The organism is Roseovarius litorisediminis (assembly GCF_900172295.1).
In the GTDB taxonomy this organism is placed as follows: Bacteria; Pseudomonadota; Alphaproteobacteria; order Rhodobacterales; family Rhodobacteraceae; genus Roseovarius; species Roseovarius litorisediminis.
The window spans coordinates 365,386-386,050 of record NZ_FWFL01000004.1; the positions used below are offsets into that span (position 1 = coordinate 365,386).

Genomic DNA, 20,665 nt, shown 5'->3' on the forward strand with positions numbered 1-20,665 from the left:
CATGGATAAATTTCGAGCACATGGGCACGCAGGCGGCTCAGTTACTCCAGACAGGGTGTTTCAGTGGGATAAAGACGTTCACTCGAAACGCATCAGTAGAAACTTTGTGGATCAATATCGACCGTCAGCCGAAGCTGCCCCGGTATACGCACCTGACCGATCCACTGCGCCACAGCCACCTGTAGCGCCGCCCCTTTGGGTGCCTTTACCAACAGCCGGACCCGGTGTCGTCCGCGTATCCGGGCAACAGGAGCAGCTGCGGGGCCATACACCTGTGCCCCGATCTGCCGCAGAGGGCCATCACGACGGGCCAGTTCATTGCCCAGATCGAATACCCCCTGCATGTCGGGCGATGACAGGATAATTCCCGCCATCCGGCCGAATGGCGGCACGCCGGCATGGCGCCTTTCGTCGGCCTCGGCGCGCCAGAACCCTTCTTCGTCGCCTGCCAGAATCGCACGGATCACCGGATGCTCGGGTTGAAACGTCTGTAGCATCGCCGTGCCTGGCTTTTCCGCCCGGCCTGCCCGGCCTGCCACCTGCCGCATCAACTGAAACGTGCGCTCCGCCGCACGCATATCTGATCCTTGCAAGCCCAGATCGGCATCGATCACGCCCACCAGTGTGAGATGCGGAAAGTTATGGCCTTTTGCCACCAGTTGGGTGCCGATGATAATGTCAGCCCCCCCCACCGCAATCTGTTCGATCTGCTCTTTCAGCGCACGGGCACTTCCAAACATATCCGACGACAGCGTCGCAATCCGCGCGTCAGGAAAAAGCGCCGCCGCCTCTTCCGACAAGCGCTCAACCCCCGGGCCCACTGCAGCCAGCCGGTCTTCAGCCTGACACGAGGGGCAGGCATCGGGAATGGGTCGCGTCTCGCCACATTGGTGGCAAACCAGCCGCTTCAGAAAGCGGTGCTCGACCAGCCGTGCATCACAATGCTCGCAACCCAGCTGATGCCCACAGGCCCGGCATAGTGTGATTGGCGCATAACCGCGTCGGTTGATGAACAGCAGCGCCTGCTCACCCTTGTCGACCCGCGCCTGAACCGCCTTTTGCAAGGTGGGTGAAATCCAGCGCGTCGATGGCAGGGCTTCAGTGCGCATATCTATCGCGCGCAAATCAGGCATCACCGCTTCGCCAAACCGCGCGGTAAGCTCCAGCCGCTCGTATTTGCCTGCTTCGGCATTGGCCCAGCTTTCAAGGCTGGGTGTGGCCGAAGCCAACACCACCCGCGCCCCACAGATCGAAGCACGCAAAACCGCCATGTCGCGGGCGTTATACAAAACACCATCTTCCTGCTTGTACGATGTATCGTGTTCTTCATCGACCACGATCAGCCCAAGGTTCTGGAAGGGCAAAAACAAAGCCGAGCGCGCACCGACAACCACCTGACAGCCCGCCTGCCCCACCATTTTCCAGGTACGGCGGCGTTCGGTCATCGTAACGCCCGAGTGCCATTCGGCAGGTTTTGCCCCAAACCGCGCCTCGATCCGTTTAAGAAACTCGGCAGTCAGGGCAATCTCGGGCAACAGTACCAGTGCTTGCCGCCGTTGGCGCAAGCATTCGGCCACCGCTTCAAGATAAACCTCGGTCTTGCCAGAACCGGTGACACCGCGCAGCAAGGTTGTGCCATACCCCCCCTTTCGCAGCCCGGCCTGCAACGCGTCCGCCGCGCGGGCCTGATCTTCGGTCAGGTCCTTGGCACTCAGCGCAGGATCCAGCAGGCGAAAGGGCACATCGCGCGGCGTGTCCTCTTCAAGTACAACACCTTGTTTCACCAGCCCTTTGACAACCGATGACGTCACCCCGGCCTGATCGCTTAGCTCTTTTAGGGTAAACGACAACCCGCCATATTCGTTGAGTACCGCCAACACCCGACGCCGTGCATCGGTTTCGCGGTCGGGTCGCCCTTGCCCCAAACGGTACACTTTGCGCATCGACGGTGGGTCGCTCAACCCCGGCGCGCGGGTGGCCAGCCGCAGCATGGCCGGCATTGGGGTCAGCGTGTAATCTGCGGCGCGTTGCAGAAACTCCTGCATCTCATCGCGCATCGGGGCCGCATCCAGCACCCGGATGACCGAGCGCGCCTTGCTCAGGTCAAATCCGCCCTGCCCGGGGCCCCAGACCACACCCAGCACCTTGCGCGGCCCCAGGGGCACCTCGACAAAAGCACCGATGTGGCATCCACCCTCGGGTGCCTTGTAATCCAGCGCCCGGTCCAGAGGCTGCGTTGTAAGAACCGCCACCAATGCCCCTTCGTCAAAAAAGTCTGGCGTCCGTGGCGTCAACACAAGGCTCCTTATCGGGGGGTCGTCAGGGGTTTCAGTGGATCACTCTATGAGGTAAACGCAGGAAAGAGAAACTCCAACCCCGCGCAAATGGACCCCTGACATGAAATTTTTCGTAGATACCGCCGAAGTCGATCAAATCGCCGAACTGAATGATCTGGGCATGGTTGATGGTGTGACCACAAACCCCTCGCTGATCATGAAATCCGGTCGTGACATTCTGGAGGTTACCAAGGAAATCGCCGATATGGTCGAAGGTCCGGTTAGTGCCGAAGTGGTGGCACTTGAGGCCGACGCGATGATCGCCGAAGGCCGCAAGCTGGCCAAGATTGCCGACAACATCGCCGTCAAAGTGCCGCTGACATGGGATGGGCTGAAAGCCTGCAAAGTGCTGTCAGGCGAGGGCAACATGGTAAATGTCACGTTGTGTTTCTCGGCCAATCAGGCGCTTTTGGCGGCCAAGGCAGGTGCCACATTCATCAGTCCCTTTATCGGGCGTCTGGATGATATCAACCTTGATGGGATGGAGCTGATCTCGGACATTCGCCAGATCTATGACAATTACGGGTTTGAAACACAGATTCTTGCCGCCTCGATCCGCAGCGTCAATCACGCTTATCTGGCGGCTATGATCGGCTCGGACGTCATGACCGCCCCGCCAAAGGTTATCAAGCAAATGGCCGAGCACCCTTTGACCGATAAGGGCCTAGAGTCTTTTATGGCCGATTGGGCAAAAACGGGGCAGAAAATCCTGTAAAGTCATGTTATAAGGGCGCAAATCAAGGCTGAGGCGTTAATGAGTACCAAACCAGAAATGAATGACGCGCTGCGCAAGAAAATCATCGCGCAGCCTGACGTTATACTTGAAGATCAAGATCTTATGCGCGCCCTCATTGCTGCCAATGAACAGTCGATGGGCGGCAACATCGTCGATCTGCGTGGTATCGCGATGAAACGGCTAGAGGCTCGGTTGGATCGGCTGGAAGACACGCATCGCAGTGTCATCGCAGCAGCATACGAAAATCTGGCGGGGACAAATCAGATTCATCGGGCCATTCTGCGCATGCTGGACCCGACTGAATTTGAAAGCTTTCTGCGTGATCTCGATGGTGACGTGGCCAGCATTTTGCGGGTGGAATCTGTCAAGCTGGTGCTGGAATCGGTGCAGAACGACAATGATCCAGCAGTGAATCGGTTGGGCAATGTCCTGTCAGTGGCTGAACCAGGCTTTATCCATGAATACCTGTCTGGCGGGCGTAATACGCCCCTGCGCCAGGTCACCCTGCGCCAGGTTCATGAAGGCGACATTCAGATATACGGGCGGGACGCCGGATTTGTGCGTTCTGAGGCCTGCCTTCTGCTTGATTTTGGCAAAGACCGCCTGCCTGGCATGCTGGCCTTGGGGGCCGAGGACCCGCATCAGTTTACGCCGCAGCAGGGCACTGACCTTCTGGCCTTTTTTGCAGGTGTTTTTGAACGGGCAATGCGCGGCTGGTTGTCATGATCAGTCCGGCCGCCCGCGACGCGTTGCAGGGCTGGCTGGACGCACAAAAGGCCCTGAAGGGTGCAGCCGCGAACACTCTGGCGGCCTATTCAAGTGACGTGAACGATTTTCTGGCCTTTATGACCATGCACAAGGGCGAACCCCAGGGGTTGGCACCACTGGCCCGAATCAGCGTCGGCGATATGCGCAGTTGGATGGCCTTTACCCGTAGCCGCGATGTCGGGCCGCGCTCGCTGGCGCGAAAATTGTCCGCAGTCAAAAGCTTTTATCGCTGGCTGTCCGAGCGGGAAGGATTTGAACCTACCGCTGTTCTCGCTGCCCGTTCACCAAAATTTCAACGCAAATTACCGCGCCCGCTGTCGCCAGATGCGGCACAGGATATGATCAACACCCTTGAAATGCAGTCCGAAACGCCTTGGGTCGCGGCACGCGATCAGGCTGTGGTGACCCTGCTTTATGGCTGTGGGCTGCGGATTTCCGAAGCCCTGAGCCTGACCGGCGCCGATCTGCCTCTGTGCGACTCCCTCAGGATAACTGGCAAAGGGGGCAAGGAACGGATCGTGCCGGTGATCGCGCCCGCGCGTGACGCCGTGGCGCATTACGTTCACCTCTGCCCCTTCCCGATTGAGGCGGGAACACCACTTTTTCTGGGGGTGCGCGGAGGCAAACTCAATCCAAGGGCGATCCAAAAGGTCGTGGAACAAACCCGTTTGCAACTGGGCCTGCCCGCCAGTGCCACACCGCACGCGATGCGCCACAGCTTTGCCACCCATCTGCTGAATGCAGGCGGCGATCTGCGCGCGATACAGGAACTTTTGGGCCATGCCTCACTGTCGACCACCCAGGCTTATACCGCTGTCGATACCGCGCGACTGATGGAAGTCTACAATCGCAGCCACCCGCACGGTCAGCGCTGAGTCTCACGCATATGTGACGCCCCATTACGTTTGAATCGTGCAAGTGTGCGCTCAAAGAAATCACCATATTCTTTGAACAAAATGGAGAGGTCATAATGAAACAACCGTTTTTCACCGCCGCAACCCTGATGGCAGGTCTGATGTTTGGACAAACAGCTATGGCAGGCAACTGCGCTGTCGATGTGGAGGACCCGTTTGATCTGGATGAGGCCGGCATCATCGCGCTGTACGACTGCATGAAAGACAAGATGGTTGAGAGCTACACCAAAGGCGATAACGAGGTCGCCAAAGAATACCGCAACTGGACAGTCAGTTCGACCCGGCCTGCGGTGGCGGGCCCACATGGCAACCGCCTTTTGCAGACCTTTGCCAATGACATTGCCGCCGAGCAATATCTAAAATTCGCCGAAGAGGGCGTTGAAATGCCCGCAGGTTCGGTGCTCGCCAAGGAAAGCATAAAGATCAGCAGCAAGAAAAAAATCGGCCAGGTGGGCCCGCTTTTCATCATGACGAAACTGGAAGAAGGTGGCGCACCAGACACCGGTGACTGGCTGTACAGCGCCGTTCAACCAAACGGCAAACCCATGAAATTCAAGCAGAGCTTTTGCCACGATTGCCACATCGGTTGGGAATCACAGGATGCTCTGGCCTACCCGATGGAAGAGGTTCGCGTGTCGAACTAAGGCGTCAAAGCCGCAGGATTTTCCCGGTGTCGCAAGACGCCGGGCTTTTTCTTTGCATCTTACAGACGTATCGGCCATTAAGCGGGCATGACGCCGCAACTAAAAGCTTTACTGGTTCATCTGTTGACAGCCACGGGGGCTGTTTTTGCCATGCTGGCAATGCTGGCTGCCGTAGATGGCAAGTGGAGCCTGATGTTTCTGTGGCTGGTGGTTGCCTTTGCCGTGGATGGGGTCGACGGGCCGCTGGCGCGCAAATATCACGTCAAGAAATTCGCGCCTAACTTTGACGGCGTGTTGCTGGATCTGATCATTGATTATCTGACCTATGTCTTCATACCGGCATTTGCCTTATTCAAATCAGACCTGCTACCAGGATGGACCGGGTGGTTTGCAATCATCATCATCACCTTTTCAAGCGCCTTGTATTTTGCCGACAATCGCATGAAAACGTTGGATAATTCATTTTCAGGATTCCCGGGTTGCTGGAATATGCTGGTGCTTGTTCTGTTTGCAATCGAGCCGAATTTCTGGATCATCGTCGCCCTTGTTGCCGCCCTGGCGGCTGCAATGTTCCTGCCGCTGAAATTCATCCACCCGGTCCGGACTGAGCGCTGGCGGTCCATATCGCTGCCGATTGCCTTTGCCTGGACCTTCTTTGCCGGATGGGCGGCCTGGGTGGATTTCCATCCTCAAAGCTGGGCGCATTGGGGGCTGACGGCGACCAGCATCTACCTGATTTTTGCAGGCATCGCACAACAACTGATTCCCGCCAGAAAGAAACCAGATCTATCGTAAGGCCTGTACGTTTTGTACGTCGGTTTTGTACAAAAAACAGGGCGATTTCAGAATGCCGCTTACACAACCGCCCCCCCTAAAGAGCGCAAACTGAATGGAATACGCGCCTCTCCTTAATCTGATATCTCTGGTTCAAGGTGTAACGCCTTAGATCAGCAAGCCAGCCGCCCCTTCGTGTCGTAGCAGCCAGACCTTGCTTTCGACCCCGCCATTCCCGGAAAACCCACCCAACGAGGATGCCCCCAATATCCGGTGGCACGGAATGATCACCGGTATCGGATTGCCGCCGCAAGCATTGCCCACCGCCTGCGCCGAAGCGTTCAGATCAGCCGCCAAATCGCCATAGGTCCGCGTATCACCAAGGCGGATCGCCAACATCGCGTCACAGACCGCGCGCTGGAAATCTGAGCCTTCAACGTAAAGCGGCAAATCGAACCGGCCAAGCCGACCGTCAAAATAGGCACGCAACTGGCGCAGGGCTTCGTCCAGCTCGGGGGTAGTGGACTCGGTGGTGTTGCATGCCGCGCCTTTTTCCCAACTCAGCCGTCTGATGGTGCCGCCTTGTGCCACGACGGTCATCAGGCCAAGGGGCGTATCGAGACGGGCCGCGGGCATGAACGGTTTCCTTCTTTCTATTCGGTATTGAGCAAAACCGCCTCGACCCGGCGATTGGCCTCGCGCCCTTCCTGCGTAAGATTGGGGGCAACGGGCGCAAGATACCCCATGCCTTCCGCCTCAAGCTGATCACGCGGTACATCGTAGGAGTCGACAAGCCGTTCCAACACCGACGCTGCTCGTTTGCGCGACAGGGCAATATTGACGTCAAGCCCACCGACCGCATCGGTGTGCCCCACAAGGGCCACTCGACGCGTTTCGTCGGATTTCAGATAGTCCGCCAGATCAACAAGCGAGGCATAGGGCCCCGCGCCAAGCGAGACCGAACCGCTTTCGAACTCAAGATCCGCAAGAATGGTATGTCCGTACTGGACCAGCGCACTGGCAATTTTTCCATCCGGTGCAGGTGTCGGGCGGCTGACGGGGCCGTTGGGATCAACCTTGAGGGGTTCAACCCCGCCAGGATCGACATGGGTGATCTGCACATAGGCGGTGACGCCCGAGCGGCTGACGATGACCGAAACGTAATCGGCACCGGACCCCGGAATTCCCTTGCGCGCGGCCAGAAAGCGATAGTCGAAAAGATCCACGAACATATCAGGCGCAGGCAGAATGGGTGTGTTGAACCGGAAATCAAATCCGCCGCATTCCTGACCACTGCAATCATAAAGCAGGTCATATCCAGCCTCTTCCAACTGGTCGCGCAGCGGCTGAACGACCTGAAGGGTAGTCATGCTTTGAGCCGAGATCCGCCAGGCCTGCTGCAGCACGCTGCCTTCGATTTCCAGTGTCGGCAGGGAATTATCGACATAGGGGCCTACGGGCAAAAGGTAACTGTCTGCCCGGCTGATCACCTCGGCGGTCAGGGTGGCATTGCCGGGTAATGACAGATCCAGCGCCCCGCCCGCATCGGCGGGCAGGATCAGGGCGGCCAGCAGTGCCAGTCGCGCCCGGATCATCCTAGCGGGCCTGCGCGTGATATTCGGGGTTGGGCTGCATGCCAGTGGCGCTGGCGACCCGGTTGGTCATGTTGAAAAACCCCGCCACATTGGCGATGTCCCAGATGTCGCGCTCGCTAAAGCCCACGGCGCGCAGCGCATTGCGGTCTTCTTCTTCAATCGTGGCACTGGCCGTGGTCACCTTGGCCGCGAAATCCAGCATCGCGCGCTGGCGGGCGTCAAGGGGCGCCACGCGATAATTCATCACCATCGCCTCGCCCAGGGCCGGATCACCAGACAATTGGCGCACCGCAGCGCCATGGGCCACCTGACAGTACCAGCAGCGATTGATCGAGCTGACGACGACCGCGATCATCTCGCGTTCCAGTTTGGAAAGGCCGCTGTCAGCCAGCATCAGATCATTGTAAAGCGCCGTGAAGGCATTCAGCTTGTCGATATCAAAGGCGTGCGCCTGAAGCACATTGGGAATCATGCCCAGTTTTTCATTGCAGATATCGAAATATTTTTGCGTGGCTTCGGGCAGCGGGTCGACCATGGGCAGGTCAAGTGCGGTGGTCTTGTCAGATTTTGTCATCGTTGGATCATGCCTTTTGTCGGTAATGGTACTGTTCCACAAGCGTCAGCCCCAGGGAAGTGTAGAGCGCATTGGCGCCGGTATTGTTCTGGCGGCAGACGACTGACATATGGGTGGCGCCGTTTTCCTGAGCCCATATCGCGGCCTGCTGCATCATGTAACGGCCCATGTTCTGGCGGCGACTGCGGGGATGCACCTCAAGCGCGTGCACCATGGCGATATTTTCGTGAATGGCACAAAAGGCGGTTCCGGCCGGGCGGTTGTCGGCGCGGCCGAAGATACTGGTTTTAGGGGACGGGGCGCGGCGCATGACATTGATGCGGCCAGGGCCAATACCGCCCGCCGCCCAGATATCCAGCTGGATCGCCAGCGGCTCCCATATGGCAAAAGTACTTGTGCGCGGGGTAGGCTGGGCCAGGTCAGCAATGGGTCCGGCGAAGATATTGACAGGGTCAACGATGGTGTACCCCTGATCTGCAAGCATCTGATCCAGAGCGTCGTCGCCTGCGCGGATCATGAACAGCGGGGTCTGGTTCATCGACTGCATGGCAGACTGGGCTGCCGGCAGATGTTCAGCCGCCACCGGCTGCCGCGCGGTGGCCGATGACACACGTTTGCCTCCGCCCTGCCCGTCGCGGATGATCCAGGGGCCAACCGTTTTGCGGGCGGCGGGGGGCCAGGTGGCCTCGGTCACCTCATAGAGTTTTGCGGCATCGGGCATCATGCTGGAAACAGAGAGCTCAACTCGGCGATGGCGGCGTCTACCCGCGCACCGTCATTGCCGCGAATCACGATATTGGCCCCGTAAGCGCCATCGCGCTGGAACGGGTAGGAGCCAAGCGAAAGATCGGGATAGCGCGCTGCCAGATCGCTGAGAGGTTTTGCGATATCACCCTCGCCCCGGTTGATCTGCAGGGTTTGAGACAGCAAAGGTGCACCGCCTCTCAGGGTGGGCAGCACGCTGGCAACCATTGCCTGAAAGATCGCAGGAACACCGGCCATCACATGAACGTTTTCCAGGGTAAAGCCCGGCGCGGCACTGATTGGATTGTCGATCAGGGTGGCCCCCTCGGGGATGCGGGCCATGCGCAGGCGAGCCTCGTTCAGCTCCAGCCCGGTACGGTCGTAATGGGCCTGCAGGACAGCGCGGGCATCAGCGCGCACACCGATCGGACGGTCAAAGGCGCGGGCAATATTATCGGCGGTGATGTCATCATGGGTTGGCCCGATTCCGCCTGAGGTAAAGACGGTGTCATAGGCCCCGCTAAGCGCCTGCACAGCTGCGACAATTGCTTCGGCATCATCGCTGACCACACGGACCTCGCACAGGTCAATGCCGATCTTGGTCAGTTCACCGGCCAGATAGTGCATGTTGGCGTCGCGGGTGCGGCCAGACAGAATCTCATCGCCGATCACCAGCATGGCGGCAGTTGGATTGGTCATCGGTGGGCGCTCCTTGAAAGGTCGTTTTCTTCGGTATAGGCCTGCTGGCATGCGCTTTCAAACCCCTCTTATGCCTGCCGTGCTCATCCGCCGCTATAAACGCTTTCTGGCAGATATCCGGCTGGAGGACGGGCGCGAGGTGACGGCCCACTGCGCCAACCCTGGCAGCATGATGGGGCTGGCCACGCCGGGGATGCGAATTTGGGTCGAGCCCAATGAGGACCCCAAGAAAAAGCTGAAGTTTGGCTGGCGGCTTGTGGATCATGAAAACGGCCATTTTACCGGGGTCGATACCTCGGTGCCTAACCGCGCCCTGCGCACGGCCATCATGGCCCGCGAGGTGCCCGAGCTGGCCGCCTATGAAACCGTCCTGCCCGAGCAGAAATACGGGGAAAGCAGCCGGATTGATTTTCTGTTGCAACAGAACGGTTTGCCGGATGCCTATGTCGAGGTGAAATCAGTCACCCTCTCGCGCCAGCCGGGACTGGCTGAATTTCCCGACAGCGTTACCGCGCGGGGCAGCAAACATCTGGGGGAACTGGCCGCGATGGCACGCGAAGGCCACCGCGCCATTCTCTTTTACCTGATCCAACGCACCGACTGTGCGTCCATGACGGTGGCGGCGGATATCGACCCCACCTATGCCGCGGCCTTTGAGGTTGCGCGTGCGGCGGGGGTTGAAGCGATGGCCTATGGCACATGCATTACACCAGAGGCGATCAACCTGGGTAGGCCGGTGCCGGTCGGATAGGCTTGGCGACAAATCCGCGTACGATGATCCCGGCGGGGTCAGTTTTTAGAAAGCCTTGCTTCATCCGGCATAGCCACCATCATCCAACAACCGCTAGGAGCCCTGAACGGACGACCCCCGTTGCCCGGAATAAAGGCGCGCCGCGCCGCCGGGCAGCGCCCGGCACTCAACGGCAGCTAAGTTCGCAAAACAGCAGTTGTCTGGAATTGGGCTAAAGGATACGCTTGCGCCTATGAAACATGTCCCCAAAAAAACCACCGACGATGCGCTTATTCAGGAGTTCCTGAACAAGGGGGGCACCGTCAGTGTTGGTAAAACCAAACCCTTTCCAAAAGAGCTTGGCCTGAGCAAGAATGTTTGGAACAACAAGCTGACCAAAGAAGAGAAAGCCGCGCGCGACAAGAAGTGATCGTACGAGGCGAAGTCTGCCCTTCATAAAGGGCAAACAGCCTGTTTCAGATGGTGATAGCTGCCCCGGCAGGCGTGCTCGGCACTCAGCTTTCACCATAGCCCTTGGGAATGACCGGCGATGGCAGGCTGGCGGCGCGCTTTTTCAGGCTGCGGCCGATGACGACGCGGCTGATCTCGGTGGTCCCATCCACGATGCGCAGCATCTGGGCAAGCCGCGACAGGCGGTCCATGCCATAGGGTTTCAGCAACCCCATGCCACCCAGCACCTGTGTGCAGGTATTCGCGGCCTTGACGGCAGCATCGGGCACAAAGCGTTTTGCATGGGCGGCCATCAAGGGCCCCTCGGGGGTGCCCAGGGCGTTGGCCGCCGCGCGGTAAAGCAGGCGCGAGGCCTCAAGTTCGGTCGCGACATCGCCAAGCATCCATTGAATGCCATCAAGATCAATGTTTTTGCCGCCGAACATCTTGCGGTTGGCAGAATAGGCCAGTGCGGTGTCCAGCGCGGCCTGCATCAGCCCGCAACAGCCCGACGCGATGGAAACCCGTGCGATATCAATCGCCATCAAGGAGCCTTGCAACCCCTGCCCCACGGGCAGAATGATATTGTCTTCGCTCACCACAACGTCCTTGAGGTACATCTCGGACAGGGGCAGGAAATTGTAAGAAGGCGTGTCGTATCGTGGTCCGAACCTAAGCCCCTCGGCATCTGCCGGAATGGCGATCATGGCCATGTCGTGATGGCCGGGCTTGTCGGTGGTTTTGACGACCGTGAAATAAATATCCGCCTCGCCTGCCAGACTGACCCAGGCCTTGGCACCGTTGATCGTCCATGTGCCATCCCCGTTGATCACGGCGCGCGAATACATGTTGGTCGCGTCCGAGCCAGACTGCGGTTCGGTCAGGGCAAAGTTGGCCAGTTTGCGGCCTGATGTCAGCTCTTTGCCCCATTGCGCCTTGAATGCCTCGGTGCCAAAGCCGCAGCCGGCAAAGGTACAGATGTTATGCATCGACAGCGCAAAGGCATAGGCGCCATCTCCCTGACCCAGTTCTTCGTAGACACGGATACCATCGCCCAGCGACAGCCCCTGACCCCCAAATTCCTCGGGCGCATAAAGGCCGGTCAGGCCAAGTGCCGCAGCCTTGTCCGACGCAGACCGGGGCCAGACGCCCGCAGCGTTCCAGGCATCGACATTCGGAAGGATCTCGTTCTGGCAATGCTGGCGGGCGGCGGCGAGGATGCTGTCGATCTTTGCGGTCATGGCGTGACTCCATTTGCAGGATTAAATGTATGACAATTAAATCTCCGAGAATTTCATCGGCTGCAACATTCAAAAACCGGAATGTACAAAATGCCGCAAACCCCGCGGGTTAAAGCCGTTTGAACACAGCCCACCGCAGCCTCTGGCCCTTTGGGGCAATCCCGCCTAAATAGGGGGGAATGATAAAGACGACACGAGGCATTGACGTGAACAAACACAAAGGACGACTGACCCGCGATGGCATCCGCATTCATGAGGCTGCGGATTTCGCCGGTATGCACAAGGCCGGCACCCTGGCCGCCCGCATTCTGGACGAGGTCGCAGATCATGTTTTCGTCGGCCAGACCACCGGAGCGCTTAACCGGATGATTGAGGACAAGGTGAATGCCGCCGGGGCCAAATCGGCCACCATCGGCTATCGCGGCTATCAGCACGCCAGTTGCATCAGCGTCAACCATGTGGTCTGCCATGGTATTCCGGGCGACAAAATTCGCAAATGGAAGAATGACACCAATGTGCGCACTGACGACCAACTGCAAGACGGCGATATTCTGAACATCGACGTCACGGTGATTGTCGACGGCTGGTTCGGTGACAGCAGCCGCATGTTTGTGGCAGGAAACCTAAAGCCCTATGCGGAAAAACTGATCCAAGTAACCCACGATTCGCTGATGATCGGGATCGAGGCGGTCAAACCGGGCAATACATTCGGCGATATCGGCCATGCGATTCAGGCTTATGTCGAAGGTCACCGGATGTCGGTGGTGCGCGATTTCTGCGGTCACGGTCTGGGCCGGGTTTTTCACTCGCCGCCCAATGTGCTGCACTACGGGCGCGCGGGCACCGGGCCGGTTCTGGAGGAAGGAATGTTTTTCACTATCGAGCCAATGGTCAATCTTGGCCGCCCGGAAACCAAGGTCCTGTCCGATGACTGGACTGCGATAACCCGCGATAAATCGCTTTCGGCGCAGTTTGAGCACTCTATTGGTGTGACGGCAGACGGGTTCGATATTTTTACCCTGTCGCCCGCCGGGCGGTTTTACCCGACCTGGAAGTGACGATAGCAATAGGCCAATAAAAAACGCCCGCTAACCGCGGGCGTTTTTTTTGCTCAAAGGTTGTGCCCTAGCTTTTACGGCGACGGCGGATGCCAACGGCACCAAACATTCCAAGGGCCGCAGGCAACAGAACAATCGAGGCTGGCAGCGGGACGGTACCGGATCCACCCCCGCCGCCTGTTAACAGTAGGTTAAGGTCACCCGTGCGGGAACTGCAGTTGGAGTAAGATGTGCAAGCGCCCGTTTCAGTCAGGATGACCCAGCTTGAAAAGCCCAACAAACCAGCATTCTTGTCATTCGCACCGATACCAAACTGCGCGTCATACATCGCATCGTCCAGAGTAATATCATAGCTGGCAAGCCCGGAAAGCGAAGTCAGCGTGTTGGATTTGCTGCTGTCCAGAGTGTAATATGTCCAGCTATCGGCGTCGCCCAGACCTGTCCCTTTTTGATGGCCTGCACCGGGGTTGCTGGTTTCAACCAGATTAAGCAGTATGCTGAACGCCTGTCCGCCGGCGTTTTGAACAATACCGGTCAGTGATGCAAGCACCCCGTCAACGGTAAAGGTACCCTTGCCCGCAACTGAGTTCTCGAACAGAAAATGGTTCGATTTCGCTCCGGTTGCTCCCGGAGGATTGCTTGACTCAGACCCTGAGAACCAAAGACTGTGTTCGGCCACGCCACTAATTGTGTGACTAAAGGCGTCGTAGACTGTTGCCGCAGATGCTGTCGAACAGCCTGCAATCAGCGCCGTGGCAGCGGCAGCCAATGATTTACGAAAAGACATGATAACCCCCAAATAATCTATACATCGCCACAATGCTGACTTATTCTCAGCAACGTCAAACGCAAGAGATCACTTCGCCTATCGGGGCTCCATAATACATTCTAAAATTGTATTTCAGTTTCTTATCTGTGTACAGTTTTGCCAATTTTCAGAGATAATATCCAGTGCCGAGCACGTAAAAGCTGCGCGGCTACTCAGTACCCGAACTGATTCGAGGCCTTTGTCAAAGGGCGTGGAAGAGACTGGCGCCCCGTTAGAACCGGTAGGGTTCTGTCGGGGCGCCGCGAACTTTTGATCTGATTCCTGTTACCGATTTACGTGCAACAGAAAATCCAGCATCTCGGCTGCGATAACATCCCCCTGCTCTTCCAGTGCAAAGTGACCTGTATCCAGGATGTGAAACTCGATGTTCTTCAGATCCTGTTTGTAGGGATACGCACCCTCGGTCGGAAAAATCTTGTCGTTGCCGCCCCAAACCAGCAGTGCAGGTGGCTGGTATTCGCGAAACAGCGCCTGCCATTTCGGGTATTCTGCGACGTTGGTGCCATAATCCAAAAACATCTCAAGCTGCACATCCTGATTACCTGGTCTGTCCAACAGATATTGCACATGCCAGAAGTTGTCAGGGCTGATGCTGCTGGGATCCTGCACCCCGTGGGTGAACTGCCATTTGGTGGCATCCAGTGTCAGAAACTCCCGCAGGGCATCGCCGTTTTCCACCGAAGGGTCGGCCCAGTAAGCCTTGATCGGATCCCAGAACTCGCGCAGGCCCTCTTCGTAGGCGTTGCCGTTCTGGATGATAAAGCTGGTCACCCGCCCAGGTTCGTTTGCAAACATACGGTACCCCACCGGTGCACCGTAATCCATCAGGTAGACCGAGTATTTGCCAACACCTTTGACATCCAGCAACTCGGTTACGGTTTCGGCTGCATTGGCGAAAGTGTAGTCATAATCGGCCGCAGCGGGCATATCTGATGCCCCGAAACCTGGATAGTCGGGGGCGATGACGTGATAAGCCGTGGCCAGTTCCGGAATCAGCTTACGGAACATATGCGACGAAGTGGGAAAACCGTGCAGCAGCAAGACGGTGGGATTCGCCGGATCGCCTGCCTCGCGGTAGGCGATATTCAAGCCGTTGATTTTTTCGACCTTGTAGGACACGTCCGGCATGGCGGCCAGAACGGCGGTTGCACTGTGGGGCTGGACTTCGGGCAACAGACCCGCCGTGATCATCAGGGCAGCGCCAGCTGCGGTAAGCAGTTCGGTTTTCATGATCAAATCCTTTTTTGTCTGGCCAGGCAGGTCAGGTCGGGGCCCAGGCCGGGTCTGGCAGTTTGGCGGTTTGGCGGTAAATTGGTGAACCGATCAGTACACTATAATTGTGTATATGTACCGATCTGTACATCTTGTCAAACTATTTTGCCGGCGCCTTTCCGATTATTCATCCCATTTTCGCTGCAATATGTTGTATTAAGCCTATAAAATGCTATATTACCTCTAAGATACAGAATTTTAAAAAAGTACCGAACAGTAAAGGGTAGGAGAGATTCATGCGCCCAAACAAGCGCGATGAGCTGGTCAGGAAAGCGCTGGATGTTTTCTATCGCAACGGATTTCACGCCACGGGGATGGATATGCTTGTGGTGGAAACCGGCGTTTCCAAGACCTCAATGTACAAGCATTTCCGGACCAAAGAGGATCTGATCCTTGCCGCCCTACGCCTGCGCGACGAGAATTTCCGTAACTTCCTGTATCGCCGGATCGAAGAAATCGCGGACACGCCAGTGGGCCGGTTGTTGGCGCTTTATGATGTGCTGGCCGAATGGTTTTCCAAAAAGGAATTTCGCGGTTGTATGTTCATCAAGGCCAGCGCCGAATATCAGGAAAAAGAACATCCGATCCATGTGCAGTCGGCTGAACACAAACGGCTTTTGCTAGAGCATTTCACCAAAATCGCCCGCGCTGCCGGGGCGCGAGAGCCCGAAACACTGGCCAACCAGCTGATGCTTCTTAAAGAAGGAGCGATTGTGACGGCGGTGATGGGGCTGGGGAACGATCCCGCACAAAAGGCAAAACTGGCGGCTGAGGTGCTGATTGCGCAAGGGGTTGGCTGACGCAGTTTTTCTTCGGTATCCTGCGGGAAAAGATCAATCTGGAAACCCCGGACGTCTCGCCCCGACACTCCGCATTGTTCAACCAAGCGGATGACGCCATGCTTTATCGGTGGGCCGGGTTTGAAATTTTAAAATCGACAGACGGCCTGGGTTGGGCATGCCCGCAAAAAAGGCCCCGCCGGTGTGGCGGGGCCTTTTGATTGGGTCAAAAGCGAAGTTTATTCGTCGCGGCTTTCAGGTGTTTCAACCAGATTGTCGAACACATCCCCGTCGGAAACATCATCGGCGACCGGGGCCGCCAGAGCAGCGGCAGCGGCCGCTTCTTCCTGACGGGCTTCGATCACGACGTTATCGCGGTTCTGAGCGATCTGGCGCATCTGCTGGGTGGCGCCGCCGGTCCCGGCCGGGATAAGGCGGCCGACGATGACGTTCTCCTTGAGACCCACCAGCTTGTCGCGTTTGCCCTGAACTGAGGCCTCAGTGAGAACGCGGGTGGTTTCCTGGAACGACGCCGCCGAGATGAAGCTGCGGGTCTGCAAGCTTGCCTTGGTGATCCCCAGCAAGATCGGCTCGCCCTTGGCCTCGCGGCCGCCTTTGGACACTGCCTTGGCGTTGGCTTCGTCAAACTCCTGCTTGTCGACGTTTTCACCCTTCAGCAGCGTGGTATCGCCACTATCCAGGATCTCCCATTTCTGCAGCATCTGACGCACGATCACTTCGATGTGCTTGTCGTTGATCTTAACACCCTGCAGGCGGTAGACCTCTTGCACCTCGTCGATCATGTAATCCGCCAACGCTTCGACACCCATGATACTCAGGATGTCGTGCGGCGCGGGGTTGCCGTCCATGATGTAGTCGCCCTTCTGGACATAGTCACCTTCCTGTACCGGAATGTGCTTGCCCTTGGGCACCATGTATTCGACCGACTCCAACGTGTCGTCTGCTGGCTCGATGGAAATGCGACGCTTGTTCTTGTAGTCGCGCCCATAACGCACGTAACCATCGATTTCGGCGATGATTGCGTGGTCTTTGGGCCGACGCGCCTCGAACAGTTCGGCCACACGCGGCAGACCACCGGTGATGTCCTTGGTCTTGGCACCTTCACGCGGGATACGCGCGACAACTTCACCGGCATGAATTTCCTGACCGTCCTCAATCGACAGAACGGCGTCCACCGACATCGGATAGGTCACGGGGTTGCCCGCATCGTTGCGCACCGGTTCGCCATCAGCGCCCACGACCAGCACTTCTGGTTTGAGCTCGTTGCCTTTGATGGCCGCGCGCCAGTCCATGACGATCTTCTGGGTCATGCCGGTGGCATCGTCGGTCACATCGCGCACGGCAACGCCGCTGACGAGGTCGACAAACTTGGCCGTACCGGATTTCTCGGCGATGATTGGCAGGGTGTAGGGATCCCATTCGAACAATTTGTCGCCGCGGGCAACCTTGTCGCCCTCTTTGACAAACAGTTTCGTACCATAGCCCACCTTGTGGCTGGCCAGTTCAACGCCCTTTTCACCCAGGATCCGCAACTTCATGTTACGGCCCATAACCAGGATTTCGCCATTCTCATTTTCCAGTGTCTGAGCACTGTCAAATTCGATCTTACCTTCCTGGCTGGCTTCAAGGAACGACTGCTGACCACCCTGGGCCACCCCACCAATGTGGAAGGTCCGCATGGTCAGCTGTGTGCCGGGCTCACCGATCGACTGGGCGGCGATAATACCAACCGCTTCGCCGGTGTTGACCATCGTACCGCGGGCAAGGTCACGGCCATAGCACATGGCGCAAACACCGTCCTCGGCCTCGCAGGTCAGGGGTGAGCGGATGCGCGCGGTCTGAACAGCTGCCTCTTCTACAGCGTCGGCCATGCGTTCATCGATCAGTTGGCCCGCGGCGATGATCACCTCGTCGTTGAGGGGGTTCACGATATCCTCGGCCGCGACACGGCCCAGAATACGTTCGCCCAGAGACGCCACGACCTCGCCGTCGTTCACCGCCGGTTCGGCGGTGATCGCACGATCGGTGCCGCAGTCATGATCGCGAATGATGCAATCCTGCGCCACATCTACCAGACGGCGGGTCAGATACCCCGAGTTCGCCGTTTTCAGGGCCGTATCCGACAGACCCTTACGGGCACCGTGGGTTGAGTTGAAGTATTCAAGAACGGTCAGACCTTCCTTGAAGTTCGAGATGATCGGCGTTTCGATGATGTCACCGTTCGGCTTGGCCATCAGGCCACGCATACCGCCCAGCTGTTTCATCTGAGTGACCGAGCCACGCGCGCCCGAGTGGGCCATCATGTAGACCGAGTTTGGCTCCATTTCGGCGCCGTTCTCATCGCGGCGTTCAGCCGAGATGGTGGTCATCATCGCATCGGTGACCTGATCGTTACATTTCGACCAGGCATCGACCACTTTGTTGTATTTTTCGCCCTGAGTGATCAGACCGTCCATATACTGTTGTTCAAAGCCTTTGACCTGATCGCGGGTCTCTTCGACGATGCCCCATTTGCTGTCGGGGATCACCATGTCGTCCTTGCCGAACGAGATACCGGCCTTGAACGCCTCACGGAAGCCCGTGGTCATGATCTGATCGCAGAAGATGACGCTCTCTTTCTGACCGCAGTAGCGATAGACGGTGTCGATCACCTGCTGCACTTCTTTCTTGCGCAACAGACGGTTCACCAGATGGAAGGGTGCCTTGGCATTGCGCGGCAGCAGCGCACCAAGACGAACACGGCCCGGCGTGGTTTCCACGCGCATCATCACTTCGTTGCCTTCTTCGTCGATCTGCGGCACGCGCGCCGTGATCTTGGCGTGCAGATGCACCTCGCCTGCGTCCAGCGCATGCTGAACTTCGTCGATGGACGAAAAGATCATGCCTTCACCCGTCATCCCCTCACGCTCAAGCGAGATGTAGTAAAGGCCAAGGATCATATCCTGCGACGGCACGATGATCGGCGCACCGTTGGCTGGCGACAAAACGTTGTTCGTGGACATCATCAGAACGCGTGCTTCCAGCTGTGCCTCAAGGCTCAGCGGGACGTGTACGGCCATCTGGTCACCGTCAAAGTCGGCGTTGAAGGCCGAACAGACCAGCGGATGCAGCTGAATGGCCTTGCCTTCGATCAGCACGGGTTCAAACGCTTGAATACCAAGGCGGTGCAGCGTCGGCGCCCGGTTCAACATAACGGGATGTTCACGGATGACTTCATCCAGAATATCCCAGACCTCGGGGCGTTCCTTTTCAACCAATTTCTTGGCTTGCTTCACGGTGCTGGACAGGCCCTTGGCCTCAAGCCGCGAGTAGATGAACGGCTTGAACAGTTCCAGCGCCATCTTCTTGGGCAAACCACACTGATGCAGCTTGAGTTCCGGGCCGGTCACAATGACGGAACGGCCCGAAAAATCGACCCGTTTACCCAGAAGGTTTTGACGGAAGCGGCCCTGTTTGCCCTTCAGCATGTCCGACAGCGATTTCAGCGGGCGTTTGTTGGCCCCGGTGATCACCCGGCCACGACGGCCATTGTCGAACAGAGCATCCACAGATTCCTGCAGCATCCGCTTTTCGTTGCGCACGATGATATCGGGCGCACGCAGTTCGATCAGACGTTTCAGACGGTTGTTGCGGTTGATCACCCGACGGTAAAGATCGTTAAGGTCGGACGTGGCAAAGCGGCCCCCATCCAGCGGCACCAGCGGGCGCAACTCGGGCGGAATGACCGGAATGACGGTCATGACCATCCACTCGGGCCGGTTGCCCGATTCAAGGAAGGATTCGACAACTTTCAGACGCTTGATGATCTTTTTGGGCTTCAGCTCACCTGTCGCCACTTTCAGATCGGCGCGCAGGGTCTCGGCCTCGGATTCAAGGTCGATGTTCTGCAGCATTTCGCGGATCGCTTCGGCGCCGATGTTGGCGGTAAAGGCGTCCATGCCGTAGGCGTCCTGCGCATCCATGAACTCTTCTTCCGACAGCATCTGGCCATAAGTCAGATCGGTCAGGCCGGGCTCAATGACGACGTAGTTTTCGAAATACAAAACTCGTTCCAGATCGCGCAGGGTCATGTCCAGCATCAGGCCGATGCGCGACGGCAGCGACTTCAGAAACCAGATATGGGCACAGGGCGCGGCCAGTTCGATGTGGCCCATACGTTCGCGACGAACCTTTTGCAGCGTGACTTCAACACCGCATTTTTCGCAGACAACGCCGCGATATTTCATACGCTTGTATTTGCCGCAAAGGCATTCGTAATCTTTGATCGGGCCAAAGATACGCGCGCAAAACAGGCCATCACGCTCGGGCTTGAAGGTTCGGTAGTTGATGGTCTCGGGCTTTTTGATCTCGCCGTAAGACCACGACAGGATGCGCTCGGGGCTTGCCAGCGACACCTTGATCTCATCAAAAACCTTTACCGGTGCGACGGGGTTAAACGGGTTGTTTGTCAGTTCCTGGTTCATTTTCAAATCCTTGAATTCGGGCGTTGGTGGGGCAGTCG

Annotated in this window: 19 protein-coding genes; 9 read left to right on the plus strand and 10 right to left on the minus strand. The window is 57.6% G+C overall.

What is annotated here, in order from left to right; translation table 11 throughout:
• Nucleotides 1-92: 92 nt before the first annotated feature.
• On the minus strand, nt 93-2,294 hold the full coding sequence (locus PEL8287_RS10235) for a primosomal protein N' (RefSeq protein WP_085892343.1): 2,202 nt from the start codon (nt 2,292-2,294) through the stop codon (nt 93-95).
• A gap of 103 nt (nt 2,295-2,397) precedes the next feature.
• Between PEL8287_RS10235 and fsa the strand changes: the two genes are divergently transcribed.
• The 5 genes from fsa (at nt 2,398) to PEL8287_RS10260 (ending at nt 6,193) form a co-directional block, all read left to right on the plus strand.
• Nucleotides 2,398-3,051 carry a fructose-6-phosphate aldolase gene (fsa, locus tag PEL8287_RS10240; protein ID WP_085892274.1) on the plus strand — a complete coding sequence of 218 codons (654 nt, stop codon included), beginning with the start codon at nt 2,398-2,400 and terminating at the stop codon, nt 3,049-3,051.
• A 39-nt stretch (nt 3,052-3,090) separates the two neighbouring features.
• On the plus strand, nt 3,091-3,798 hold the full coding sequence (locus PEL8287_RS10245; RefSeq protein WP_085892275.1) for a DUF484 family protein: 708 nt from the start codon (nt 3,091-3,093) through the stop codon (nt 3,796-3,798).
• The gene (locus PEL8287_RS10250) at nt 3,795-4,715 is read left to right on the plus strand and encodes a tyrosine recombinase XerC (RefSeq protein WP_085892276.1); all 921 of its coding nucleotides are present in this window, start codon (nt 3,795-3,797) and stop codon (nt 4,713-4,715) included. Before PEL8287_RS10245 ends, PEL8287_RS10250 begins: the two co-directional genes overlap by 4 nt.
• Nucleotides 4,716-4,810: 95 nt before the next feature.
• Nucleotides 4,811-5,398 (plus strand): cytochrome P460 family protein, encoded by a 588-nt coding sequence (locus tag PEL8287_RS10255; RefSeq protein ID WP_085892277.1) that lies wholly within the window; start codon nt 4,811-4,813, stop codon nt 5,396-5,398.
• 87 nt (nt 5,399-5,485) lie between these two features.
• On the plus strand, nt 5,486-6,193 hold the full coding sequence (locus tag PEL8287_RS10260; protein ID WP_085892278.1) for a CDP-alcohol phosphatidyltransferase family protein: 708 nt from the start codon (nt 5,486-5,488) through the stop codon (nt 6,191-6,193).
• Between the two features lie 147 nt (nt 6,194-6,340).
• Here the strand turns inward: PEL8287_RS10260 and PEL8287_RS10265 are convergent, their stop codons facing one another.
• Genes PEL8287_RS10265 through PEL8287_RS10285 form a run of 5 tightly spaced genes read right to left on the minus strand, consistent with a single transcriptional unit; the run spans nt 6,341 to nt 9,784 of the window.
• Nucleotides 6,341-6,808, minus strand: a complete 468-nt coding sequence (locus tag PEL8287_RS10265; protein WP_085892279.1) for a methylated-DNA--[protein]-cysteine S-methyltransferase — start codon at nt 6,806-6,808, stop codon at nt 6,341-6,343.
• A gap of 17 nt (nt 6,809-6,825) precedes the next feature.
• Nucleotides 6,826-7,767, minus strand: coding sequence for an OmpA family protein (locus PEL8287_RS10270; RefSeq protein ID WP_085892280.1), 942 nt, complete (start codon nt 7,765-7,767; stop codon nt 6,826-6,828).
• Between the two features lies 1 nt (nt 7,768).
• Nucleotides 7,769-8,341, minus strand: coding sequence for a peroxidase-related enzyme (locus PEL8287_RS10275; RefSeq protein ID WP_085892281.1), 573 nt, complete (start codon nt 8,339-8,341; stop codon nt 7,769-7,771).
• Between the two features lie 7 nt (nt 8,342-8,348).
• Nucleotides 8,349-9,065 carry a GNAT family N-acetyltransferase gene (locus tag PEL8287_RS10280; RefSeq protein WP_085892282.1) on the minus strand — a complete coding sequence of 239 codons (717 nt, stop codon included), beginning with the start codon at nt 9,063-9,065 and terminating at the stop codon, nt 8,349-8,351.
• Nucleotides 9,062-9,784 (minus strand): competence/damage-inducible protein A, encoded by a 723-nt coding sequence (locus PEL8287_RS10285; RefSeq protein ID WP_085892283.1) that lies wholly within the window; start codon nt 9,782-9,784, stop codon nt 9,062-9,064. The genes PEL8287_RS10280 and PEL8287_RS10285 overlap by 4 nt, the downstream gene beginning before the upstream one ends.
• A 49-nt stretch (nt 9,785-9,833) precedes the next feature.
• Between PEL8287_RS10285 and sfsA the strand changes: the two genes are divergently transcribed.
• Both sfsA and PEL8287_RS20025 read left to right on the plus strand, forming a co-directional pair.
• Complete coding sequence (gene sfsA / locus PEL8287_RS10290) at nt 9,834-10,535, plus strand: DNA/RNA nuclease SfsA (protein WP_085892284.1); 702 nt, start codon at nt 9,834-9,836, stop codon at nt 10,533-10,535.
• Nucleotides 10,536-10,767: 232 nt separating this feature from the next.
• Nucleotides 10,768-10,944, plus strand: a complete 177-nt coding sequence (locus tag PEL8287_RS20025; protein ID WP_176228614.1) for a hypothetical protein — start codon at nt 10,768-10,770, stop codon at nt 10,942-10,944.
• An 85-nt stretch (nt 10,945-11,029) separates the two neighbouring features.
• On the opposite strand, the gene PEL8287_RS10300 is transcribed toward PEL8287_RS20025, so the two are convergent.
• On the minus strand, nt 11,030-12,205 hold the full coding sequence (locus PEL8287_RS10300; protein WP_085892286.1) for an acyl-CoA dehydrogenase family protein: 1,176 nt from the start codon (nt 12,203-12,205) through the stop codon (nt 11,030-11,032).
• 179 nt (nt 12,206-12,384) lie between these two features.
• Between PEL8287_RS10300 and map the strand changes: the two genes are divergently transcribed.
• Entirely contained in the window at nt 12,385-13,263 is an 879-nt protein-coding gene (gene map / locus PEL8287_RS10305) for a type I methionyl aminopeptidase (RefSeq protein ID WP_085892287.1), read from the plus strand.
• Between the two features lie 67 nt (nt 13,264-13,330).
• Here the strand turns inward: map and PEL8287_RS10310 are convergent, their stop codons facing one another.
• Together PEL8287_RS10310 and PEL8287_RS10315 are read right to left on the minus strand one after the other, a co-directional pair.
• Nucleotides 13,331-14,050: a VPLPA-CTERM sorting domain-containing protein gene (locus PEL8287_RS10310; RefSeq protein WP_139837765.1), complete on the minus strand. Its 720-nt coding sequence runs from the start codon at nt 14,048-14,050 to the stop codon at nt 13,331-13,333.
• 306 nt (nt 14,051-14,356) lie between these two features.
• Nucleotides 14,357-15,322, minus strand: a complete 966-nt coding sequence (locus PEL8287_RS10315) for an alpha/beta fold hydrolase (protein ID WP_085892289.1) — start codon at nt 15,320-15,322, stop codon at nt 14,357-14,359.
• A 278-nt stretch (nt 15,323-15,600) separates the two neighbouring features.
• Here PEL8287_RS10315 and PEL8287_RS10320 point away from each other — a divergent pair, with 278 nt between their 5' ends.
• Nucleotides 15,601-16,164 (plus strand): TetR/AcrR family transcriptional regulator, encoded by a 564-nt coding sequence (locus PEL8287_RS10320; protein WP_085892290.1) that lies wholly within the window; start codon nt 15,601-15,603, stop codon nt 16,162-16,164.
• A gap of 218 nt (nt 16,165-16,382) precedes the next feature.
• Here the strand turns inward: PEL8287_RS10320 and rpoC are convergent, their stop codons facing one another.
• Entirely contained in the window at nt 16,383-20,627 is a 4,245-nt protein-coding gene (gene rpoC, locus PEL8287_RS10325; protein ID WP_085892291.1) for a DNA-directed RNA polymerase subunit beta', read from the minus strand.
• Nucleotides 20,628-20,665: the final 38 nt, after the last annotated feature.

Bases quoted from the DNA above. Each gene is read 5' to 3' on its own strand.
- PEL8287_RS10265 (WP_085892279.1), bottom strand. From the start codon at position 6,808: ATGCCCGCGGCCCGTCTCGATACGCCCCTTGGCCTGATGACCGTCGTG.
- sfsA (WP_085892284.1), top strand. From the start codon at position 9,834: ATGCGCTTTCAAACCCCTCTTATGCCTGCCGTGCTCATCCGCCGCTAT.
- rpoC (WP_085892291.1), bottom strand. From the start codon at position 20,627: ATGAACCAGGAACTGACAAACAACCCGTTTAACCCCGTCGCACCGGTA.
- PEL8287_RS10315 (WP_085892289.1), bottom strand. From the start codon at position 15,322: ATGAAAACCGAACTGCTTACCGCAGCTGGCGCTGCCCTGATGATCACG.
- PEL8287_RS10255 (WP_085892277.1), top strand. From the start codon at position 4,811: ATGAAACAACCGTTTTTCACCGCCGCAACCCTGATGGCAGGTCTGATG.
- PEL8287_RS10270 (WP_085892280.1), bottom strand. From the start codon at position 7,767: ATGATCCGGGCGCGACTGGCACTGCTGGCCGCCCTGATCCTGCCCGCC.
- PEL8287_RS10310 (WP_139837765.1), bottom strand. From the start codon at position 14,050: ATGTCTTTTCGTAAATCATTGGCTGCCGCTGCCACGGCGCTGATTGCA.
- PEL8287_RS10275 (WP_085892281.1), bottom strand. From the start codon at position 8,341: ATGACAAAATCTGACAAGACCACCGCACTTGACCTGCCCATGGTCGAC.
- PEL8287_RS10285 (WP_085892283.1), bottom strand. From the start codon at position 9,784: ATGACCAATCCAACTGCCGCCATGCTGGTGATCGGCGATGAGATTCTG.
- PEL8287_RS10250 (WP_085892276.1), top strand. From the start codon at position 3,795: ATGATCAGTCCGGCCGCCCGCGACGCGTTGCAGGGCTGGCTGGACGCA.
- PEL8287_RS10260 (WP_085892278.1), top strand. From the start codon at position 5,486: ATGACGCCGCAACTAAAAGCTTTACTGGTTCATCTGTTGACAGCCACG.
- PEL8287_RS20025 (WP_176228614.1), top strand. From the start codon at position 10,768: ATGAAACATGTCCCCAAAAAAACCACCGACGATGCGCTTATTCAGGAG.
- PEL8287_RS10320 (WP_085892290.1), top strand. From the start codon at position 15,601: ATGCGCCCAAACAAGCGCGATGAGCTGGTCAGGAAAGCGCTGGATGTT.
- map (WP_085892287.1), top strand. From the start codon at position 12,385: ATGATAAAGACGACACGAGGCATTGACGTGAACAAACACAAAGGACGA.
- fsa (WP_085892274.1), top strand. From the start codon at position 2,398: ATGAAATTTTTCGTAGATACCGCCGAAGTCGATCAAATCGCCGAACTG.
- PEL8287_RS10245 (WP_085892275.1), top strand. From the start codon at position 3,091: ATGAGTACCAAACCAGAAATGAATGACGCGCTGCGCAAGAAAATCATC.
- PEL8287_RS10280 (WP_085892282.1), bottom strand. From the start codon at position 9,065: ATGATGCCCGATGCCGCAAAACTCTATGAGGTGACCGAGGCCACCTGG.
- PEL8287_RS10300 (WP_085892286.1), bottom strand. From the start codon at position 12,205: ATGACCGCAAAGATCGACAGCATCCTCGCCGCCGCCCGCCAGCATTGC.